Here is a 20,275-nt window from a genome sequence, read left to right on the forward strand (position 1 = left end):
TGGGGTCCGTGGGTGCGGTTCGGCCGGGCGCGCGGACCCACCAGCGGGGGCGCCGGGGTCATGAACCCGGGGGCCCGTCCGGGCCGGGCGCGGCGGCCGGCCCGGTGTCGAGGGGCCCGTGCGGGGTCGCCGGTCCGGTCCGGCGGGTGCCCGACCAGGCATCCCAGAGCTCCGCGTACCGCCCCCCGGTGGCGAGGAGTTCGTCGTGGGTCCCGGATTCGACCACGCGTCCGGCGTCCATGACGACGACGCGGTCGGCGGTCGCCGCCTGGGTCAGCCGGTGCGCGACGATCAGTGCGGTACGGCCGTCCACGGCGCGGGCGACAGCCTTCTCCAGGGCGCGGGCACCGGTGCTGCCGGCCTCGGCGGTGGCCTCGTCCAGGATGACGACGGGCGGATCGGCGAGGATCAGCCGAGCCAGTGCGAGGGCCTGGGTCCGGGCGCCGCTGAGTCGGTGCCCGCCGTCGCCGACGACGGTGTCGAGGCCGTCGGGGAGCGCCTCCACCCAGGCGAGGGCGTCCACCTGGTCGAGGGCGTCGCGCAACTCCGCCTCGGTGGCGTCGGACTTGGCGAGCCGGAGATCGTCGGCGAGGGATCCGGCGAAGACATGGGTCTCCTGGGTGATCAGGGCGACCGTGCGTCGGATGGCGGCCGGACCGATCTCGTCCAGCCGTTCGCCGCCGAGCCGGAGGGTGCCCGTGGTCGGCCGGTGGATGCCCGCGATGAGCTTGGCCAGGGTGGTCTTGCCCGCACCGCTCGCACCGACCAGGGCGACCCGCTCGCCGGGGGCGAGGGCCAGCTCGACGCCGTCGAGGACCGGGTGGCCGTCCTGGTAGGCGTGGCCCAGACCGGTGACGGTGACGGAGGCGTCGCGCGGGGTGGCGGCCCGCGCGGGCTCCTCGGGCAGCGGCAGGTCGGCCACGCCGACGATCCGGGCGAGGCTCGCGATGGCGGACTGCGCGTCGTCGATGAGGACCAGCGCGGAGTTGATGGGGGTGAAGAGGCTGTGGAAGTAGAGCGCGGCGGCGGTCGCGGTGCCCAGCGATGCGGCTCCCTCGCGCACCAGGAGGAACCCGGTGCCGAGGACCGCGGCGAGTCCGATGAACTCCGCGATGTGGAGCCTGCTGTAGAAGCTCAGGACGAGGTGGACGCCCCGCATCGTCAGTCCGACCACCGACCAGGACCGTTCGGCGACTCGTTCGGTGTGCTCCTTCTCCAGCCGGAAGGCGCGGACGGTGGCGCCGCCGCCGATGGTGTCGAGCAGTTGCTGCTGCTGGGCGCCGTTGGCCACCCGCTGTTCGGCGTAGAGCGGTACGGCCCGCCGGACGTACCAGCGGGCGGTGTGCACCTGGATGGGGACGGCGAGCAGGGCGGCGAGCAGGAACCGCCAGTCCAGCAGGGCGAGGGCGCCCAGGGTGAGGACGATGGCCAGCAGCGAACGGGCCAGTTCCGGGAGGGCGTTGCGGACGGCGTCGGCGATCAGGGACACATCACCGGTGACCCGTACGGTCAGATCGCCGGAACCGGCCCGCTCCACCTGCTCCAGCGGGAGACCCAGCGCGCGTTCCACGAACCGCTCGCGCAGCCGGGCGAGCACGGTCTCGCCGAGCCGGGATATGAGGGAGAGGCCGAGACCGGTGGTGAGGCCCTGGGTGACGGCGACGGCCACCAGCAGGACCACGGTGGTGGTGATGGCGGACGGCGGACGGTTGTCGGCGGCCAGGTCGACGACCCGGCCGAGTAGCGGCTGGGTGAGCAGTCCGACGGCGGTGGCGACCACCATGACGGCGAAGCCGCGCAGCGCCAGACCGCGTTGGGGGCGCAGGAGTTCACCGACGGCGGCACGGGTGCGGGCGGCCGTGGCGATGGGCAGCAGGACCCGGCCGGGCCCGGCACCGGGCGTCGCGCCCTTACTGCCCGTACCGTCGGCCGGATCGGTCGCCTGTGGCGGCGCGGGCGCGTCGGGCGCGTCTGCCGCGTCGGCCGGACGGGTCCCGTCGGGCCCGTCCGTCGGCTCGATCGCATCGGTCATGAGAGCACCGCCGTACGGTAGGAGAGGCGGTCGCGGACGAGTTCGGCGTGCGCCGCGGTGCCGGTGACCCGGCCGTCCTCGATGAGCACCACCCGGTCGGCGACCGCCAGCAGCGCGGGACTGGTCGTCACCATGATCGTCGTACGGCCGCGTCGGATGTCACGGATCCCGGTGGCGATCCTGGCCTCGGTGACCGCGTCCACCGCGGTCGCCGGATCGTGCACCACCAGGACGGGAGTGTCGGCGGCGAGGGCGCGGGCGAGCGCCACCCGCTGCCGCTGGCCGCCGGAGAGCGAACGGCCGCGCTCGGTCAGCTCCGTGTCACGGCCCCGAGGCAGTGTCCGGGCGACGTCGTCGGCGCCCGACGCGGCGAGCGCGGGACCGATGTCGGCGCCGGGCGCGGCGGCCGAGACATTGGCGGCGAGGGTGCCCTCGAAGAGATCCGCGTCGTGCTCGGCCACCAGGATCTCGGCGCGGATATCGGCGGGATCGAGCGTGGCGAGCGCGACTCCGTCGAGTTCGACGGTGCCGCTCCCGGGGTCCTCGTGGCGCCCGAGACAGCGCAGCAGCGCGGTCGCGTCGGCGGGGTCGGTGGTGACGACACCCACGATGTCCCCGGGCGCGATGTCGAGGTCGATGTCCCGGAGGGTTCCGTACGACACCTGGCGCAGCCGGACGCCTCCCTCGACGGGCCGGCGCGGGGTACCGGTGCCGGGGAGCACGGCGCGGTCGGCGGCGAGCACCTCGGCGATCCGGCCGGCCGAGGCACGGCCCTGGGCCAGTTCGGCGTTGACCCAGGAGAACTCGGAGAGCGGGCCGAGGAGGAACAGCGCCAGGCCGACCGCCGAGATCAACTGGCCGAGGCTGATGTCCCCCTGGGTGGCGAGCCGTCCACCGACGAGGGCGACGAGTGCGATGAACGCGCCGGTCAGCGTGAGCACGATGCCGTTCTGCCACGCCTGCGCGCGGGCCGCGCGCAGGGTGGCCGAGAGCGAATCGCGGCTGGTGCCGCGGTAGCGGGCGACGGCGGCCGACTCGGCGCCGACGCCCTTGAGCACCCGGAGGCCGGCGACCAGGTCGGATGCGATGCCGGAGGCGTGGGCGGCGCGGTCCTGTTCGGCCTCGCTGCGGCGCTCCAGCGGCTTGCTCAGCAGATGACCGAGCCAGAGGAGCAGGGGGGTGCCGAGCAGGACGACCAGACCGAGGGCGGGTGAGATCCGCAGCAGGACGACCGCGCTGACGAGGAGTCCCGTGAGGGCGGCGATCCCGACGATCACGGCCATGTTGACGGCGCCGACGCGTTTGGCGTCCTGGGTGGCGATATTGGTCAGCTCGCCGGGCAGCCGGCCGCTGTCGGCGCCGCCCTCCGGGGCCAAGAGCCGGCCGATCAACTCGGTTCTGAGCCGGTGTGCGGCGGTCTCGGCGGCGCGTTCCCCGGCGCGGGCGCCGAAGCGGAAGCTAAAGGACAGACCGATGTAGACGACGGCCAACGCGCCGAGTCCGAGCAGTAGTCCGGCACCGTCGCCGTCGGCGACACCGTGGTCGATCACCAGTCCGATCAGGACGGGTACGAGGGCCTCGCCCGCCTGGTGTCCGGCGCCCAGCAGGGAGCCCACCACGACATCGCGCCGCTGTCCCTTGATCGACCGTCGTAGAACCACTCGTCCCGACAGGTCTGTTGAACCCACCGCACCCCCCGGACCTGTCTCGCGGTGCCCATGGAACGAGCACAAGAATTAGGTAAGGCTAGACTAAGTACGCACGGGTGTTCCACCCCGATGCCCGACGTTCGCCGGATTGAGACCGGAGCGGAGTGCGGGGCGCGGGGCCGGCGCGGCGGCGGAGCGCCGTGCGCACCGGACACCCCGTCCGCCGAGGGCCGTTCGGCCGTCGGCGGACGGGAGCCGGGTCAGAAGGAGAGCCGGTACCGGGCCCGGGCCGAGAGGCCGTGTTCGTGGCCATGACCGTGCCCGGGCTGGGAGTTACGGCGCTCCGCCACCTTTCGCCCGTGTCCCCCCTCGAGCACGGATGTGTGGTGGCCCCCCGTCCGGGGGTCGTCGTACCCGCCGAGGACTTCGTCCGTCTCGTCCGGGGCCTCCCCGAAATCGTCCGCGGAGCCGCGCTCCTGGACCGCATGGTGGCCGATTCCCGTAGGTTCCCGCACGGGTGACGCCTCGTCGACCCGGACCAGCCGATATCCCCGCTCGCGCTCCTGCCACTTCTTGCGCCGGTCGGCCCGTCTCGGCCTCGCCCGCCGCGCCGCGGCGACCAGGGCACCGAGTTCGGGGCTCTCCCGGCGCAGCCGGTAGAACGCCCGCCCCGACATGCCGACCAGCGCCGCGGCCGGCGCGTGCAGCGCACCGTCCCGTACCGCCTTCAGCACCACGCGCAGGGAGAGCGGGCTCAGCCGGACGGACGTCGACGGCGTCCGGACGCGTGCGAGTTCGGCCGCCGCCGCCATGGCGGCGGCGAACGCGGGCTCACGCGCCTGCCAGGTGAGCAGCAGCCGTTCGGACACACCGGCCGCGACGGCGCAGCCGCCGGGGTTCAGCCCCAGGGCCGCCGCGCGGAGCGCGTCAGCCATCCGAGCGGCGGTCTCCTCCCGCAGCGACGGCTTCCCTGGCAGGGCGCTCAGCAGAGAGCGGTCCAGAGCCTCTTGCGCTGCGAGCTCCGCGACCACACCATCGGCCCATGTCTCCAGGTGATTCACAGAGGTCACTTGTGACTCATCCATTGACCAACACCTTCTTAGGTTAGCCTCACCTAAGCATATCTTGCCGTGTGAGGGAGACTCCGACCGACGCGGGACCCCCGCCCGCCGAAGGGAAACCCTGTGCTCTGCACCAGAATCACCAACGCCCAGGTCATCACCATGGACCCGGCCCGACCCCGCGCCCGGGAGCTGGGCATCTGGCGCGGCCTCGTCGTGGGCCTCGACGAGGAGGTGGCCGGTCTCCCGGCGCGTCGCACCATCGACCTCGATGGCGCGACGGTACTCCCCGGCTTCATCGACAGCCATGTGCATATGGTGTGGGCCGGATTGAAGGCCGTCGCCCCGAGCGTCGCCCCCAGCGACCGGATCGAGGACATCCTCGGCGTGGTGGCGCGCGCCGTCGCCGCCACCCCTCCGGGGGGCTGGGTCGACCTGGCCGGATACGACCAGCGCCCGCTGGGGCGCCATCTGACGGCACGGGAGCTGGACACGGTGAGCGCGGGCCGCGATGTGCTCGTCGGGCACATCTCCGGGCACGGATGCGTGGTGAACGGCGCCATCCTCGACCGGCTGCCCCCGGAGGCCGCCGCGGGCAGCGACGGCTTCCTGGCCGAGGAGGCGATGAGCGCCGCCCGACTCCTGCGGCCGGCGCACACCCAGGCCGAGCTGGTGGCGGCCATCGAGCGCTCGGCGCGGCTCTGCCGGGCCGAAGGCGTGACGGCCTGCGCCGAGGCGGGGATAGGCAGCGAACTCTTCGCTCACAGCCCCATCGAAGCCGCGGCCTACCAACTCGCCCACGAGAGCGGGCGGCTGCCGGTCCGGCTCCAACTGATGGTGGCGGCCGACGCCCTGCGCCCGGTCGACGCGGCACCCGAGGACACCACCCCGTACGCCTTCGGACTGGGGCTACGCACGGGCTTCGGGGACGGACGGCTCTCTCTCGGCGCCCTGAAGATCTTCGTGGACGGCGGCATGATGGCCCGTACGGCCGCGCTGACCAGCCCGTACGAGGGCACGGAGACCATGGGCCAACTCCAACGGACGCCGCGGCCGCTGGAGGAGACCATCGTCGCCGGCCATCTCGCGGGCTGGCAGCTCGCCGTCCACGCCATCGGTGATCATGCGGTGGACATCGCGCTGACCGCCCTGGAGAAGGCCCAGCGGCTACTCCCCCGCCCCGACGCCCGCCACCGGATCGAACACGCCGGACTGGTCCGCCCGGACCAACTGCGCCGATTCGCCGACGCCGGGGTGACCGCCGTCGTCCAGCCGGCCTTCCTGCGGTACTTCGGCGACGACTACGCCTCGATCATGGGCGACGAGCGGGCCCCCTGGCTCTACCGGGGCCGGGGCTTCCTGGACCACGGGGTCAGGGTCGCGGGCAGTTCGGACCGGCCCGTCGCGGACGGGGCGCCCCTGCGGGCGATCCAGTTCATGGTCGAGCGCGCCTCGACCTCGGGCCGGATCATCGGACCGGCCGAGGGGATCACGGTCGACCAGGCACTGCGCGCGTACACCGTGGACGCGGCGTACGCCTGCCGGTGGGAGAGGAGCGCCGGGAGCATCAGCCCGGGCAAGCGGGCGGACCTGGTCGTGCTGGGTGACGACCCCCGGCGGGTGGATCCCTCACGCATCGCGGACATCGATGTGCTCCGTACCTTCCTCGAGGGCGAGGAGGCTCTCTGACGTCCCGCCAGGACATTTCTCGGCCACCGCTATCCAGCCCTGAAGAGGCCCGATGTCGCCGTTGAGCGGATACGGGACGGCCGCCTAAGGTCGACCGATCACCGATCACCGAAAGAGGGGCGGCACCATGCGTGACCAGAGGCGGGGCAGGAGACTGGCGGCGGGGCTGGCGGCGGCACTGGCACTGGGGGCGGCCGCGGTGTCACCGGCGTCCGCCGACTCGGTCCAGTTCGACTACCCGGTGAAGCCCCCGGCCGCGCCGGACTACTACGCCGATATCCCGGGTACGGAGGTCACCTTCACCGCCGCCGCCGGCGAAGCGTCGTACCTGTGGTCGCGGAACATGACGGCCGTCGCGGTCTCGGCGCTGGCCCAGGGCGACAACATCGGCAACACCTTCGCGGTCCGCTGTCGCTACGCGAACGGCGCCACCCTGCCGGCCGGCACCGAGACGGGCGCCTACTGGGCGGCGAACCTGGTGCCCCCGGGCGAGGCGGCGCTGCGGCCCACACTGCGGTGGCTGTTCATCGCACCCGACGCGGGCAGCTTCACCTGCCGGCTGTCCGTGACGGCGTACTCCAGCATCATCCACAGCGGCCGTCAGGTCACCATGCGGATACCGGCCGGCGCCCAGCTCGCCCGCGCCGTCTACCCCTCAGCCGCCCGCTGGACGCTACCGGCCTCGGGGAACGCCGTGGTCGCCCGGGGCACGACGGCCTCCACCCTCGGGTACACCTACACGGCGTCCGCCACCGACCGGGTCGCGATCGTGCTGGACGCCAATGTGAGCACGTGCACGGCCGGCTCGCCCATCTGCGGCGGCGGGACACCCGCATATCAGGGCAGCTCGGCGGAGACCTGGATCGAGGCCCAGCCGCAGCGGCCCGACGGCACGACCTGCGGCGCACCGCTGAAGAGCGCCGTGGGCAAGTGGACCATCTCCGACGCCAAGCACCACCAGGCGGTCACCAACACCCTGTACGCGACCCGGGCTCAGCTGGGCGACTGCACCGAGCTGCGCGCCAGTCTCAAGGTGCGGAACACGGCCGGCAATCCGCTGAACATCCACGCGGGTCACGCGTCCGAGCGCATCTCCGCCTCGCGCGGGGTCGCCTTCAACTACTGACCGCGCCCGCCAGGGACGGTACGGCCGGCACGAGCGAGGGGTGGGGGTCGGAAGGGCTTGCCTTCGGACCCCCGCCCCTCGTCCCCCTCTCGCCCTCCGCGGCGCCGGGACGACAGCGAGTCGTCCGCGGGGCCGGGGTGGTAGAAGCGGGCCGGACGCCCCACCCGACAGGGTCGGGTCAGGCACCGGCCGGGTACAGGGGCAGCGTCGCCCAGACCGTCTTGCCCCGGGGCGGGGTCAGCGACCACGACCAGGTCTCGCTGACCGCCTCGATGAGGGTGAGCCCCCGGCCCCCCAGCGCGGAGGCGTCCGCGTCACGAGGACGAGGCGGCGCCGGACTGGGGTCGGTGACCGCACAGACAAGATCGCTCGGGTGCCGGAATATCCCGAGCCAGACGGGATACTCCCCGCTGTCCCCCGCGTCCCGGGCGGTGGGGTCGAGCGCGTGCTGTACGGCGTTGGTGACCAACTCGCTGACGACCAGGGCCGCGTCGGGCACCAGAACGCCCAGCGCCCACCTGTTGAGCGTCATGGTGACGAACCGCCGCGCCTGCGGTGCGTTGCGCAACCGACCGTCCAGTCCGCACGCGGCGAAACCGCCGGGACAGACGTCCTGACCCACTCCCCAGGGAGGTTCACCCGGCGCGGCCGACCGCAGCGGACGACCCACAACGGGATCGACACCACGGAAGCCACGACCGTGCCCGGTGCTCGTACTCACTGAGGCTGACAGGTCGGTCGTCACTGGTCATGTCCCCCTGGAGGAAGTGGACTTCGGCGCTGCCGCAGTCGCCGTGGAACGAGTATGGTCGAGCGGCACTGCATAATGCAATTGCATCTGGGATTGCAGACGGGATTGCATTTGCCGGGATCGGCGGCGAACGCAGACATGAGGACGAAGGGCTGTCGCAGTGGAGCGATTCATCAACGGCATGTGTGCGAGCGCACTGGACTCCGTCGTCTGGACGAAGAGCCGGCACAGCAACGCCACGGGAAACTGCGTGGAGTTGGCGCGATTGCCCGGTGGCTCGGTCGCGATCCGCAACTCCCGCGATCCGCAGGGACCGGCACTGATCTATACGCGTGACGAGATCGCCGCGTTCGTGGCCGGCGCCCGGGACGGCGACTTCGACTCCGTCATCGGCTGAAAAGCACTGTAGGAACAAATCATTCCGTGATGGCGGCGTGACCGTTGATGGATACTGGCATCTTTCTTTCCGGTCCTTCCGCAGGAGCGCCCGATGGCTGCAACCGACCCGAACGCGTCGTTGTTCGTACGACCGCTGGGGGCGGTGGAGAAGAACCCCACGGCGCTGAAGCTGATCCTCGGCGGCAAGCTGCGCGAACTGCGCACCGCCGCCGGGCTCGACCCCGCGGCCGTCGACCGCACACTCGGCTTCTCCCGCTCCAAGACCAGCCGCATCGAACTGGGCCGACACGGCTGCAAGCAGGCCGACGCACTGTCCTTCCTCGACCTCTACGGCGTGGAGTCCGAGGAGTACGTGGGCGAGTTCCTCAGGCTCGTCGACCAGTCCCGGCGGGCGGACTGGTGGCGCTCGTTCAGCGATGTCCTCTCCGACTTCTTCACCCCGCTGGTCTCGCTGGAGGGTGCGGCCGAACGCATCCGCACCTACGAGCCCTTCTATGTGCCGGGGCTGCTCCAGACCCCCGCGTACACCCATGCCGTGATCAAGGCCGGTCCCGGCCAGCTCCTCGCCCATGACGTACTGCGGCGGGTCGATCTCCGGCAGGAGCGCCAGCGGCAGCTCGACCACCCGGACGCGCCGCGGCTCTGGGCGGTGATCGACGAATCGGTGTTGATGCGGACGGTCGGCGGCCGGGACGTGATGCGCGCACAGCTCCAGCACCTGATCACGATGATGGAGCGGCCCCGGGTCACGCTCCAGATCGCCCCGCTGGACGTGTCGGCCGCCGTCGGGGTCGGCACCGGCGTCACCTATCTGCGGTTCGCGCTCAACGACCTCAAAGACGCCGTGTACATCGAGCACCTGACGGACTCGACGTTCAGCCAGAAGCCCCAGACGGTCGAGCAGTACCGGAACATGCTGGACCGGCTGGGAGCGTGCGCGCTGACCCCGTCGGAGACCCTCGCGGTGCTGCGGGAGCGACTGAGCACCTACTGACCCGGGCGCGACGGGGGGACGAGTGCCTCCGGCCGCTCATGGACGCGGCCCAGGCTCCCCGGCTGAGACCTTTCGGTGCCATCGGGGAACCCGGGCCGCTGGTGCTCCACCCGAATCCCGCTCCCCCGGTACGGGCCACGGTTCGGGGACGCCGTCACCACGGTTCGGGGACGCCGTCAGCCGAGGCGGGCGACGCCGCCCCACTCGATCCACTCGTCGGTCTGCTGCACGGGGGCCAGCTCGTTGTCCGGCCGCCAGGTCGAGACCTCCACCAGGCCCGGTTCGAGGATCTCCAGACCGTTGAAGTACTCCACGACCTCGCGCTCCTCGCGCACCCTGCCCCAGTGGCCGCCGGTCGCCTCGGCCATGAACTGCGTCACGAAGTCCCGGATCTGCGGCCGATCGCTGACGAGCTGGCAGACGACCAGGAAGCTGCCGGGCGCGAGGCGCTCGGCGACCCGGCGTACGAGGCCGGCCGGATCGTCCTCATCGGGAATGCAGTGCATCACCGAGACGAAGAGGGCGGCGACGGGTTGGCTGAAATCGATCAGCCTGGTGGTCTCCTCATGGCCGAAGATGCCTTCGGTGTCCCGCATATCGGCCTGGATGACGGCGGTGCGGTCGTTCTCGTCCAGCAGCGCCCGTCCGTGCGCGAGCACGATCGGGTCATTGTCGACGTAGACCACCCGGGCGGCCGGGTCCACGGCCTGGGCGACCTGGTGGACGTTGTCCTGGGTGGGCAGGCCGGAGCCGTGGTCGACGAACTGCCGTATGCCGTACTCGGTGGCCAGCATGCGCACCACACGCTGCAGGAAGCGACGGTTGTTGACCGCCAGCACCTTGGTGCTGGGAACCTGCTTGAGCAGTTCCTCGCACGCCAGCCGGTCCGACTCGTAGTTGTCGCTGCCCCCCAGGTAGTAGTCGTACATCCGTGCCACGCTGGGCACCGTCGTGTCGATGGCGTCCGGGCGCCACGACTCCGCTCGCATCCAGTACTCACCCGCGTCTAGTAGAACCAGAGTTAATGAAGACGGCCATGCTAGGGACAGCGTGGGGCCTGTCATAGGCCGATCGGGAGGGAACGACGACTCGCTGTCCTCTTTCGGCCAATCCGGCCGGGCGTCCGCTCACCGGCGCCACCCACGCGCCCCGCGGACCGGCGCCGCCCACGCACGGACCCCGCGCAGGTGCGCCGCAGACCCCCCGCCGAGGGTGGTTGAACGTTGAGTCAGTCATAGCTTAGGCTTACCTAAGCTGATCAGTGCCGCAGTTCGCCGTGCCCGCATTGCCGGGATCACGGGAGGGGTGGGGCCCGTCCGACGGCGGCGGTTTCCAGAGGACCCTTCCTCCGAGGAGCCCTCCCGACGGACACCGGGTCGGCTGCCCTGCACATCGACTCTTGAGGAACAGCCATGCTCGGGTTCACTCGCGCGCGTCGTCGCGCGCTCGCCGCCGCGGCCACCGCGACCGCCGCCGTACTCACCATCGGCGGCTGCTCGTCGTCCGAGGACGGCGACAAGAAGGAGTCGGGCGCGTCGGAGAAGGGTGGAGCGTTCCCGGTCTCGATCAAGAGCGCCCTCGGCACCGCCGAGATCACGAAGGAGCCGAAGCGGGTCGTCACCCTGGGCCAGGGCTCGACCGAGACGGCCATCGCCCTCGGACACACCCCCGTGGGCATCGAGAGTTACCCGTGGGGCAGCGACAAGACCGGCTACCTGCCGTGGATCCACGAGGCGGTGACCAAGGCGGGCGACAAGCTGCCCAAGCAGTTCACCGGTGGCGAGGAACTCGACATGGAGGCCATCACCGAGCTGGAGCCGGACATCATCCTCGCGCCGTGGTCGGGTGTCACGCAGGAGCAGTACGACATCCTCAAGGACATCGCGCCGACCGTGGCCTACCCGGATCTGCCCTGGAGCACCAACTGGGACGAGCAGATCGGGATCATCTCCAAGGCGCTGGGCAAGCCCGAAGAGGCGAAGAAGCTGACCTCCACGATCGAGAAGCAGCTCGCCGACGCCGCCAAGACCCGCCCGGCCTACAAGAACCGCACGTTCTCGTACATCTACAACACCGGTCCTGGCACCCTCGGCGTCTTCAAGCCCGAAGAGCAGCGGGTCAAGATGGTCTCGTCGCTCGGCCTGACCGTCGACCCGGTGGTCAACGGCTTCAAGGAGACCAAGGGCACCGACTCCGCGCTGATCGGTCTGGAGAACGCGGAGAAGCTCAAGGACAGCGACTTGATCTTCACCTTCTACAGCGACGCCAAGAACCGCAAGGAGATCGAGGCGCAGCCGCTGTACGGGAACATCCCGGCGGTCAAGAAGGGCGCCGTGGTGGTCGGTGACAACAACTCCTTCGTCACCGCCTCCTCGATCATCAACCCGCTGACCGTGCCGTGGACGATCGACCGGTATCTGCCGCTGATCGACAAGGCCCTCGCCGCCGCCGGCAAGTAGGCGGGGACCCACTCCCCGGATGACTACCGTCACCGACGCGCCGCCGGGCGGTGCCTCCCACAAGGGGGGTACCGCCCGGCGGGTGTCGTTCCTGTTCATCGGTCTGGGCGTGCTCGCGCTCGCCCTCTTCGCGAGTGTCATGTTCGGCAGCCGGACCACGTCGTTCGGCGATGTCGTCGATGTGCTCTCGGGCACCGCCGACGCGCAGACGACGACCATCATCGAAAGCCGCTACCCCCGGACCGCGCTCGGTGTACTGGCCGGGCTCTGCCTCGCCGTCGCGGGCACCCTGATGCAGGGCGTCAGCCGTAATCCGCTGGCCGACCCCGGACTCCTCGGGATCAACGCGGGAGCGTCGGCGAGCATCGTCACCGCAACCGCGTTCCTGGGCGTGACCGGATCCACCGCCACCATGTGGTGGGCGCTCCCCGGGGCCCTGCTCGCCGGTGTACTGGTGCAGGTCATCGGGGCGGCGGGGGCCAGCAGGAGCCAGGTCAGGCTGGTGCTGGCGGGTGCGGTACTCTCCGCCGTCCTGATGGCGTACATCCAGGCGGTCACCCTGAGTGAACCCCAGGTGTTCGACAGCTACCGGTACTGGGTGGTCGGCGCGCTCGGCGGCCGGGATTTCGATGTCTTCCTGGCCATGCTGCCGTTCGCCGCGGCCGGTCTCGTCATCGCCGCGGTGCTCGGACACAGCCTCAACGCGCTCGCCCTCGGTGACGCGACGGCCGCCGCGCTCGGCGCCCACCCCTGGCTGGTCCGCACCTCCGGCCTCTTCGCCGCGACGCTGCTCAGCGCGGCGGCGACGGCGGCCGTGGGTCCGATCGCCTTCGTCGGCCTGGCCGTTCCGCATGTGGTGCGGGCCGTCGTCGGGGTGGACTTCCGCTGGCAGATCGGGTTCTCGATCATCCTGGGACCCGCGCTGCTGCTCGCGGCGGATGTCGTCGGCCGGGTCGTGATGCGCCCCCAGGAGTTGATGGTCGGCGTCGTGACCGCCTTCATCGGCGCGCCCGCGCTGCTCATCGCCGTACGCAGAATGAGGGGGAACGCATGACCTCGACGCCGACGGTCCCGCGTACCACCGCCAGTTCCTCAGCCCCGAGGGGATTCCTCCGGATCGGGCCGCGTATCGCCGTTCCGGTCCGGCGGGTGTCCGTGATCACGGCACTCGTGGTGCTGGTCCTGATCGTGGTGGCATCCGTCGCCACCCTCGCGCTCGGGCGGCTGGGAATCCCGCTGGCCGAGCTGCCCGACGCGCTCACCGGCGGCGCCCGGGGCAAGAACGCATTCGTGCTGGAACGGCTCCGCGGACCCCGGCTGGTCGTCGCCCTGGGCACCGGTGGGGCGCTGGGTCTGGCGGGTGCGCTGTTCCAGTCCGCGACGCGCAATCCGTTGGGCAGTCCGGACGTGATCGGTCTCGGCGCCGGGGCGGGAGCGGGGGCGGCCATCGCGGCGCTGCTGCTGACCGGCGTGGTGCCGGTACCCGTCGGCGCGCTCGCCGGCGCCGTACTCGCCATGGCCCTGGTCTACGTGTCGACCGGAACCGGATTCCGCAACCCCGCCCGGCTCGTCGTCGCCGGTATCGGGGTCGCCGCGATCGGCGCGGCCGTCACCCAGTACGTCGTCTACTCGATGGAGCGGGACAAAGCGTCCGTACTCACCGCGTACGTCAATGGCAGCCTGGCGGCACGGTCATGGGACGACGCCCGGATGATCTGGCTGGTGCTGCTGGTCGTGGCCCCGCTGACGGCGCTGATCGCCCGTCGGCTCGACATCGGGGAGATGGGCGACGACATCGCGCAGGGCCTCGGCTCCGAGCCGAGGAACACCAAGACCTTCGCCGTGGTCCTCGCCATCGTGCTCTCGGCGGGTGCGGTCAGTGTCGCCGGCCCGATCGCGTTCATCGCGCTGACCGCGCCGCAGATCGCGAAGCGGATCACCCGGGTGTCCGGGCCCCATCTGCTGCTCGCCACGTTGACCGGTGCGCTGTTGCTCGTCCTGGCGGATCTCTGCGCTCAGCAGTTGCCGCTCTTCGACAACCTGCCCGTCGGCATCTACACGATGGCGATCGGCGGAGCGTATCTGGGCTACCTCTTGATGCGGGAACGGCGGAAGGGAGCGCTCTGAGCCGGCCGGGGGAATCCCCGGCCGGCCCGGGTGCCCGCCCGGGGCCGTCACGGCGCCGGTGTTCGGTGTCCGGTGTCCGGTCCGGGATCGCGGGAGCGGGGGTACCACGGTGATGACCGTGGTACCCCCGCTCTCCGCGTTCCGCGCCGGGGTGGCGGTACTGGGCGCAGGTGCCCCCAGGAGGAGGTCTCCGTGCCGGGCGCAGGTGCAGGTCCCTGGGTGCAGGTGCCGGGCGGAGGCGCCTGGGCGCACGTGCCTGGGCGCAGGTGTCCGGGCGCACCGGTTTCCGTGCGGGGCGCAGAGGCAGATGCCCGGGCGTAGGTTCCTGGGGGTCAGATGCTGAAACGTTCCTTGGCGAGGAGCGGCTTGACCCGGGAGGCGAAACCGCCGGTACGGAAGGGCCGCTGGAGCAGGCCGGGACGGAGCTCCTGGGCGAGTGCCGCCGCGACCATGCCCTGATCGAGCGCGAGGACGAAGTCACTGACCCGTCCCGTACGCACGTCGACGGAGTCACGGAAGCCGTAGCCGTCGTGGTACGCGCCGAAGTCGCGCGCCATCGCCTTGAGGTTGGCGATGGCCTCACGTCGTGCGTACGGGAGGGCGAGGAACGAGGCGTGCGGGGTGACGACGCCCCCGGAGTGGTAGCCGTCGACCTGCATGCCGATGGCGTCGACGCCGTACTCGCGGTAACCGCCGTCGGGGATGTTGGCCGGGGAGAAGCCCCAGTAGCCGTACTTCTCCTCCTGGAGGCCGTGCTCGATCTGGGAACGGACGAACCGCTGGTGGTTCAGCCCCCAGGAGCGCCGGGCCCACTCGGGTTCCGGGACGAAGAGGGGGACCATCAACGCCTCGAACATCGAACCGCCCCAGGCGGGGACGATCTTGCGGCCCCGATGGGTGTAGTGGCCGTTCCAGACGCGTACGCCGTCGACGGTGACATACGAACCCGCGGGGTACTGCTCCTGCTCGTGCTCCGGGAGCATGGTGCGCAGCATGTGCCAGTAGTGGTCGGTGGGGAGCGAGCCGTCGGCGATGCCGAGGTAGCTGGCCATCCGGGGCTCGGTGTTGAGGGCGCCGTAGTGGTGGCCGGTGGGCTCGCCGGTGTCGGTCCAGAATCCGCCCCGGAGCTGGCCGGGGCCCTTGACCGGGTCGGCGGGGTCGTACGGGGTGTAGAAGTAGGACCAGTCGGCGTCGGCCAGGATCCTGGCGATACGGCGCCCGAGGCGGGGCTCGGCGTCGGCGGCGATCCGCAGCCCCGCGACGAGCCAGGCGTTGTCGACGGAGGAGAGGAAGGGCCGGACGGGGTTGCCGTTCTCCGGCCAGGTGGTGAGTACGGAGCCGTCGTACGAGTCGTACCAGTTGACCCAGAAGCCGTGGTGTCGTTCGAGCTTCTCGACGGCGGTGACCATATGGTCCAGCCGCTGCCGCATCGCGGGGCGGCCGATCACACCGAGTCCGCCAGCCGCGACGGTGGACCAGAGGCCGCAGCCGATGTTGGTGGGCGAGGTGTTCCGCGACGGGACGGGCCGGCCGGGGCCGCTGATGTCGGCCTTGTCGGCGGTGAGCCCGAAGTCGGTCGTCAGCGCTTCGATCGAGTGGTACGTGTCGCGGAACCACTTGCGGAGCAGCGGTGTATCAGAGGCATGAGAACGTGCCACGCCCCGGGGGGCGGCAGCGGAGGACGGCGCGGCGGATCGGGTCAGCGGGGTGGATCCGGTCGGTGCGGCGGATGCGGTCGGTGCGGAAAGCGCCGGGAGGGAGAGGGCTGCTGCCCCTGCCCCCGCGGCGGTGAGGAGCGTACGACGGTCGAGACGGTCCATGTGATTCCGGCTCCCGGTGATGGATGCGGAGGGGTGGCGGTGAGGGTGCGGGATCCGGGGCCGCCGTGGTTCCGACGGCCCCCGGATCCAGCGGGGTCAGCCGCGGGCGAGCCGCAGGAAGCGGATGCCCGGATTGGGCAGATCGACGCTCAGGGCAGCCGATCCGTCCGCGTCGGCGACGATCGGGGCGAGGCCCTCCTCCGGCAGCCGGTCGGCGGTGCGCAGCTCCGCCCACTGCCGCTCGTCCGGCCATTCGCCGCCGCCGAGGTTCTCCCAGACGGCGCGAATGTTGGCGTGCTCCTCGTCCACCCGCCTGGAGGACACGGTGTACGCGGCCCCGGGCACGAGCCCCGAGACCCGGAGGGTGATCGTCCGGTCGAGCGCCGCCGAGCCGTCGATCTTCGACTGGTCGAGCGTCCCGTTCCAGACCAGGACGTCCAGGGTGGACCCGTCATCGGACCGGGTGGCGATGGACTCGACGAGCGCGTCGGCTCCGTCGCCGGTGAGCGTGGCCGGGATCCGGCCCCCGGCGAGCTGGGAGAGCAGGTACAGCGCCCAGAAGCGCGGCTTGCGCAGATTGCCGACGGTCAGCAGCCCGAAGCCGCCGTGGAAGAGGCGGGGCGGCCACCCCAGTTCCTCGAACTGGTCGGAGGCGACCCAGTAGGAGAGGCAGTCGGTGGAGGCGAGCGCGCTCTTCATGCCGCGCAGGACGAAGGGCGCGGCGAAGACGGAGTCGCTGACCCGGTGGAAGTGGGTGGGGGTCACACCCCACTCGGTCCACAGGATCTCCGGCTCGGGCCGCCCGGTCGCCTCGGCGAAGGCGCGGGTCATGGGCCGGAAGTCGAGGGGCGCGTTGCCGTAGGTGTGGGTGGAGACGAAGTCGACGGGGACGTCGTGCGTCCGGCAGTGCTCCAGCAGCGCGCCGACCCAGCCGGCCGCGGCGGAGGACGGCCCGCCCACCCTGATCCGCTCGTCCACACCCTTGACGGCGCGTACGGCGACCTCGTAGAGGCGGTGGTAGTCGTCCTGGGTGCCGTTCCAGAAGACCTCCAGATTGGCCTCGTTCCAGACCTCGAACTCCCAGCCGGCGACCTCGTCCTTGCCGTAGCGGTCCTGGAGGTGGAGGGTCAGATCACGGCAGAGGTCGCCCCAGCGGTCCCAGTCGCCGGGGGTCGAGACGAGCGCCTTGTAGTCGAAGACGGTGTATTCGGGGTCGGAGGCGAGTTCCTTCGGCATGAAGGAGAGTTCGACGACCGGCTTGAGGCCGGTGGCGAGGAACCGGTCGTACACCTCGTCCAGGCCGGCGAAGTCGAAGGAGCCGTCGGCGCGGACCGAGACGGTCTCGGGCAGGAAGGTGCCGTGGGCGCGTACGGTCCGCACCCCGATCTCGTCGCGGACGATCCCGAGCGCCTGGGCGTACTCAGCGGCGACGTCGGAGCCACCCGCTCCGGGCTTTTCCCAGGTCAGCAGGGAGAAGTGCTCCGCGCCGATCATCCTGTTCCAGACCCCGGGGAGTTCGGTCGTGGGGGCCGCGGCGTCCAGGGTGACGATGACCTCGGCGGGCTGCGGGCCCGCGGCCCTGGCGCTGCCCGTGGCGGCCTCGGACAGTTCACCGGCGCCGCTGTCGGACCAGGTGGCGACCTTGTAGGAGTAGCTCCGGCCGGGCTCGGCGAGGGTGTCGGCGTACGGAGGGTGCGGTACCGCCAGCACATCGCCGCCGAGGTGGTCCAACGGCTCGTACGGACCGTCGGCCGAGTCGGCGCGATGCACCAGATAGCCGAGCGCGCCGTCCACCGGCGCCCAGTCCAGCAGGACATGGCCGGTGCTGTCCTCGGCGGTCAGCCCGGTGGGGGCAGGGAGTTCGCCGACTCCGGTGAGCCGGACATCGCTGGGCTTGCCGATACGGGACTCCCAGTCGACATGGGCAGCAGACTTTTCACTCATAGCGATACAAACCTCTCCATAGGGGGGTGTGGGGTGGTACGGCGGCGGCGCGGACGCCGCTGGAGTTCGTTGGGGAGCCTGGAAGGTGGCCCGGAGCGGGGTGAGCCAGGGCCGGGGTGAGCCGGGGCCGGGGTGAGCCGGGGCCGGGGTGAGCTGGAGGCGAGGGGCTCCGGGGCCCTCGGACAGGGCCCCGGAGGCCGCCCGGCGGTTCACGGGCGGGCCGTGTCGAGCCGAGCCGGTCGGGTGCGGACCGTGCTCGTTCCGGTCGGTCCTCCCGAGCCGGTCCCCCTCGGGCCGGGCGTCGCCACCGCCCGGCCCGGGGGGACCGGCCGGGGCCATCGCCCGCCCGGCCTCTTCGGACCGGACTGCCGCAGACCGGGCCCCTTCTGGCCGGACTACCGCGGGCCGGGTGGGCCAGGTCGAACCGCGCTACTTCAGACCGGCGGTCGCTATGCCCTGGGTGAAGTGCCGCTGCAGTACCGCGAAGACGAGCAGCACGGGCAGCACCACCAGGAAGGAGCCGGCCATCAGGACGCCATTGGCGCCATTGGCCCGGTTGGGGTCGGTGGCGAAGGTCGCCAGCGCCACCGGCAGGGTGTATTTATCGGGATCGTTGGTGGCGATCAGTGGCCAGACGAAGTTGTTCCAGGACTGGAGGAACGTAAGGATCGCCAGCGTCGCGAGGGCCGGTTTCACCAGCGGCATCACGATCCGCCAGAAGATGTACCACTCTCCGGCACCGTCCAGCCGTGCGGCCTCCAGCAATTCGTCCGGGACGGAGAGCATGAACTGCCGCATAAGGAAGACCCCGAAGGCACCGGCCGCGAAGGGCAGGACGAGACCGGCGTAGGAGTCGATGAGCTGCATCTTGCTCATCAGCACGAAGAGCGGCAGCAGCATCAGGTTGCCGGGCACCATCAGCGCGCCCAGGACCAGACCGAAGACCTTGTTCTGGCCGGCGAAGTTCAGCTTGGCCAGCGCATAGCCGAGCATCGAACAGAACAGCAGATTGGAGATGGTGACCAGGCTGGCGACGATGGTGGAGTTGAGGAAATAGGCCGGCAGATCGAGCAGGTCGAGGAGTTCCCGGAAGTTGGCCAGCGTCCATTCGGTGGGGATCCACACCGGGGGGCTGGCCGCGAGTTCCGGCTTGGTCTTGAAGGAGGACAGCGCCATCCAGAGGAAGGGCGTCGCCATCAGGACCAGACCCACACTGAGCAGCAGATAGGCCGCGGGCTTCTTCAGTCGTTCGGCGCTCATTTGGTGTTGTCCTTCAGCAGACGGAGCTGGAGCACAGTGATGCCCATGATCACGACGAACAGGACATACGCCATGGCGCTCGCGTAGCCCATGTGGAAGAAGTTGAAGCCCTCTCGGTACATGTTGAGGGAGACCGTCAGCGTGCTGTTGGACGGGCCACCGTTGGTCATCACGAACGGCTCCTCGAAGACATTGAGATAGCCGATGGTGGTGATCACGGTCGCGTACAGCAGGGTCGGACGCAGCAGGGGCACGGTGATCGTGCGGAACTCCTGCCACATGCCGGCCCCGTCCAGCTTGGCGGCCTCCCGGACCTCGGTCGGGATGGACTGGAGACCCGCGATGAAGAGGACCATGACCGTGCCGAGATTGCGCCACACGGCCATCACGATCAGGGAGGGCATGGCGAGGGTCTCGGAGCCGAGGAAGTCGGGCGAGGTCATCCCCAGTTCGGCGGCGACGCCCGCGACCAGGCCGTCGGCCGGGTCGAGGACGAAGCGCCAGACGACGGCGATGGCGACGATGCTGGTGACGACCGGAGCGTAGAAACCGATCCGGAAGAAGGAGCGCATTCGGCCGATGCCGTTGTTCAGTAGCACGGCGATGACCAGTCCGGCCGCGATGGTCAGCGGTACACCCACCACGACGAAGTACGCGGTGTTGAAGAGCGATTCGAGGAACTTCTCGTCCTGAAAGAGCTTGGTGTAGTTCTCGAAGCCGATGAACTCCGCCGAGAACGGGTCGGTGACATTGCGCAGCCCGAAGTCGGTGAAGCTCATCACCAGTGTGGCGATGATCGGCAGGGCCATGAAGACCGCGAACAGCACCAGGAAGGGGGTGGAGAAGAGCCAGCCGGCGAGGTTCTGGACGCCGGCGCGCCGTTTGCGCGGCGGTCGCCCGGCCGGGGACGGTCCGCGCGCCCCCGCCTGGTCCTTCGCGACCGTTTCGGTGACAGTGCTCACGG

At 70.9% G+C, this 20,275-nt stretch carries 16 protein-coding genes; 7 read left to right on the plus strand and 9 right to left on the minus strand.

Annotated features, from left to right (window positions below):
* Positions 1 to 58 precede the first annotated feature (58 nt).
* The 3 genes from ACH4S7_RS24090 to ACH4S7_RS24100 all read right to left on the minus strand — a co-directional run bounded on the left by ACH4S7_RS24090 (position 59) and on the right by ACH4S7_RS24100 (position 4,751).
* A complete protein-coding gene (locus tag ACH4S7_RS24090) occupies positions 59 to 2,032 on the minus strand; it encodes an ABC transporter ATP-binding protein (RefSeq protein ID WP_398523323.1) in 1,974 nt (657 codons plus the stop codon).
* A complete protein-coding gene (locus tag ACH4S7_RS24095; protein WP_398523324.1) occupies positions 2,029 to 3,720 on the minus strand; it encodes an ABC transporter ATP-binding protein in 1,692 nt (563 codons plus the stop codon). Before ACH4S7_RS24095 ends, ACH4S7_RS24090 begins: the two co-directional genes overlap by 4 nt.
* 221 nt (positions 3,721 to 3,941) lie before the next feature.
* Positions 3,942 to 4,751, minus strand: coding sequence for a hypothetical protein (locus ACH4S7_RS24100; RefSeq protein WP_398523325.1), 810 nt, complete (start codon positions 4,749 to 4,751; stop codon positions 3,942 to 3,944).
* Between the two features lie 114 nt (positions 4,752 to 4,865).
* Here ACH4S7_RS24100 and ACH4S7_RS24105 point away from each other — a divergent pair, with 114 nt between their 5' ends.
* Positions 4,866 to 6,431, plus strand: a complete 1,566-nt coding sequence (locus tag ACH4S7_RS24105) for an amidohydrolase (protein ID WP_398523326.1) — start codon at positions 4,866 to 4,868, stop codon at positions 6,429 to 6,431.
* A 127-nt stretch (positions 6,432 to 6,558) separates the two neighbouring features.
* Positions 6,559 to 7,557, plus strand: a complete 999-nt coding sequence (locus ACH4S7_RS24110) for a hypothetical protein (RefSeq protein WP_398523327.1) — start codon at positions 6,559 to 6,561, stop codon at positions 7,555 to 7,557.
* A gap of 178 nt (positions 7,558 to 7,735) precedes the next feature.
* Here the strand turns inward: ACH4S7_RS24110 and ACH4S7_RS24115 are convergent, their stop codons facing one another.
* The gene (locus ACH4S7_RS24115; protein WP_398523328.1) at positions 7,736 to 8,179 is read right to left on the minus strand and encodes an ATP-binding protein; all 444 of its coding nucleotides are present in this window, start codon (positions 8,177 to 8,179) and stop codon (positions 7,736 to 7,738) included.
* A 310-nt stretch (positions 8,180 to 8,489) separates the two neighbouring features.
* Between ACH4S7_RS24115 and ACH4S7_RS24120 the strand changes: the two genes are divergently transcribed.
* Together ACH4S7_RS24120 and ACH4S7_RS24125 are read left to right on the plus strand one after the other, a co-directional pair.
* The gene (locus ACH4S7_RS24120) at positions 8,490 to 8,705 is read left to right on the plus strand and encodes a DUF397 domain-containing protein (protein WP_398523546.1); all 216 of its coding nucleotides are present in this window, start codon (positions 8,490 to 8,492) and stop codon (positions 8,703 to 8,705) included.
* A 93-nt stretch (positions 8,706 to 8,798) separates the two neighbouring features.
* A complete protein-coding gene (locus tag ACH4S7_RS24125; protein ID WP_398523329.1) occupies positions 8,799 to 9,701 on the plus strand; it encodes a helix-turn-helix domain-containing protein in 903 nt (300 codons plus the stop codon).
* Between the two features lie 176 nt (positions 9,702 to 9,877).
* Here the strand turns inward: ACH4S7_RS24125 and ACH4S7_RS24130 are convergent, their stop codons facing one another.
* Positions 9,878 to 10,690 carry an SAM-dependent methyltransferase gene (locus ACH4S7_RS24130; RefSeq protein ID WP_398523330.1) on the minus strand — a complete coding sequence of 271 codons (813 nt, stop codon included), beginning with the start codon at positions 10,688 to 10,690 and terminating at the stop codon, positions 9,878 to 9,880.
* Positions 10,691 to 11,113: 423 nt separating this feature from the next.
* Between ACH4S7_RS24130 and ACH4S7_RS24135 the strand changes: the two genes are divergently transcribed.
* From ACH4S7_RS24135 to ACH4S7_RS24145, 3 genes are read left to right on the plus strand one after another with little or no spacing between them, the layout of a single operon-like run.
* Entirely contained in the window at positions 11,114 to 12,160 is a 1,047-nt protein-coding gene (locus tag ACH4S7_RS24135) for an iron-siderophore ABC transporter substrate-binding protein (RefSeq protein WP_398523331.1), read from the plus strand.
* 19 nt (positions 12,161 to 12,179) lie between these two features.
* Positions 12,180 to 13,214: a FecCD family ABC transporter permease gene (locus tag ACH4S7_RS24140; RefSeq protein ID WP_398523332.1), complete on the plus strand. Its 1,035-nt coding sequence runs from the start codon at positions 12,180 to 12,182 to the stop codon at positions 13,212 to 13,214.
* Positions 13,211 to 14,287 carry a FecCD family ABC transporter permease gene (locus ACH4S7_RS24145; protein ID WP_398523333.1) on the plus strand — a complete coding sequence of 359 codons (1,077 nt, stop codon included), beginning with the start codon at positions 13,211 to 13,213 and terminating at the stop codon, positions 14,285 to 14,287. The genes ACH4S7_RS24140 and ACH4S7_RS24145 overlap by 4 nt, the downstream gene beginning before the upstream one ends.
* Before the next feature lie 332 nt (positions 14,288 to 14,619).
* Here ACH4S7_RS24145 and ACH4S7_RS24150 read toward each other — a convergent pair whose 3' ends face one another.
* The 4 genes from ACH4S7_RS24150 to ACH4S7_RS24165 all read right to left on the minus strand — a co-directional run bounded on the left by ACH4S7_RS24150 (position 14,620) and on the right by ACH4S7_RS24165 (position 20,273).
* A complete protein-coding gene (locus ACH4S7_RS24150) occupies positions 14,620 to 16,107 on the minus strand; it encodes a glucoamylase family protein (protein ID WP_398523334.1) in 1,488 nt (495 codons plus the stop codon).
* A 96-nt stretch (positions 16,108 to 16,203) separates the two neighbouring features.
* On the minus strand, positions 16,204 to 18,051 hold the full coding sequence (locus tag ACH4S7_RS24155; protein ID WP_398523335.1) for a glycoside hydrolase: 1,848 nt from the start codon (positions 18,049 to 18,051) through the stop codon (positions 16,204 to 16,206).
* A gap of 429 nt (positions 18,052 to 18,480) precedes the next feature.
* Positions 18,481 to 19,311: a carbohydrate ABC transporter permease gene (locus tag ACH4S7_RS24160; protein ID WP_398523336.1), complete on the minus strand. Its 831-nt coding sequence runs from the start codon at positions 19,309 to 19,311 to the stop codon at positions 18,481 to 18,483.
* Positions 19,308 to 20,273, minus strand: a complete 966-nt coding sequence (locus tag ACH4S7_RS24165) for a carbohydrate ABC transporter permease (protein ID WP_398523337.1) — start codon at positions 20,271 to 20,273, stop codon at positions 19,308 to 19,310. The genes ACH4S7_RS24160 and ACH4S7_RS24165 overlap by 4 nt, the downstream gene beginning before the upstream one ends.
* Positions 20,274 to 20,275 lie beyond the last annotated feature (2 nt).

This window comes from Streptomyces sp. NPDC020965, assembly GCF_044333555.1.
Classification (GTDB): domain Bacteria; phylum Actinomycetota; class Actinomycetes; order Streptomycetales; family Streptomycetaceae; genus Streptomyces.

Bases quoted from the DNA above. Each gene is read 5' to 3' on its own strand.
- ACH4S7_RS24090 (WP_398523323.1), bottom strand. From the start codon at position 2,032: ATGACCGATGCGATCGAGCCGACGGACGGGCCCGACGGGACCCGTCCG.
- ACH4S7_RS24110 (WP_398523327.1), top strand. From the start codon at position 6,559: ATGCGTGACCAGAGGCGGGGCAGGAGACTGGCGGCGGGGCTGGCGGCG.
- ACH4S7_RS24120 (WP_398523546.1), top strand. From the start codon at position 8,490: ATGTGTGCGAGCGCACTGGACTCCGTCGTCTGGACGAAGAGCCGGCAC.
- ACH4S7_RS24125 (WP_398523329.1), top strand. From the start codon at position 8,799: ATGGCTGCAACCGACCCGAACGCGTCGTTGTTCGTACGACCGCTGGGG.
- ACH4S7_RS24130 (WP_398523330.1), bottom strand. From the start codon at position 10,690: ATGCGAGCGGAGTCGTGGCGCCCGGACGCCATCGACACGACGGTGCCC.
- ACH4S7_RS24135 (WP_398523331.1), top strand. From the start codon at position 11,114: ATGCTCGGGTTCACTCGCGCGCGTCGTCGCGCGCTCGCCGCCGCGGCC.
- ACH4S7_RS24140 (WP_398523332.1), top strand. From the start codon at position 12,180: ATGACTACCGTCACCGACGCGCCGCCGGGCGGTGCCTCCCACAAGGGG.
- ACH4S7_RS24145 (WP_398523333.1), top strand. From the start codon at position 13,211: ATGACCTCGACGCCGACGGTCCCGCGTACCACCGCCAGTTCCTCAGCC.
- ACH4S7_RS24150 (WP_398523334.1), bottom strand. From the start codon at position 16,107: ATGGACCGTCTCGACCGTCGTACGCTCCTCACCGCCGCGGGGGCAGGG.
- ACH4S7_RS24155 (WP_398523335.1), bottom strand. From the start codon at position 18,051: ATGAGTGAAAAGTCTGCTGCCCATGTCGACTGGGAGTCCCGTATCGGC.
- ACH4S7_RS24160 (WP_398523336.1), bottom strand. From the start codon at position 19,311: ATGAGCGCCGAACGACTGAAGAAGCCCGCGGCCTATCTGCTGCTCAGT.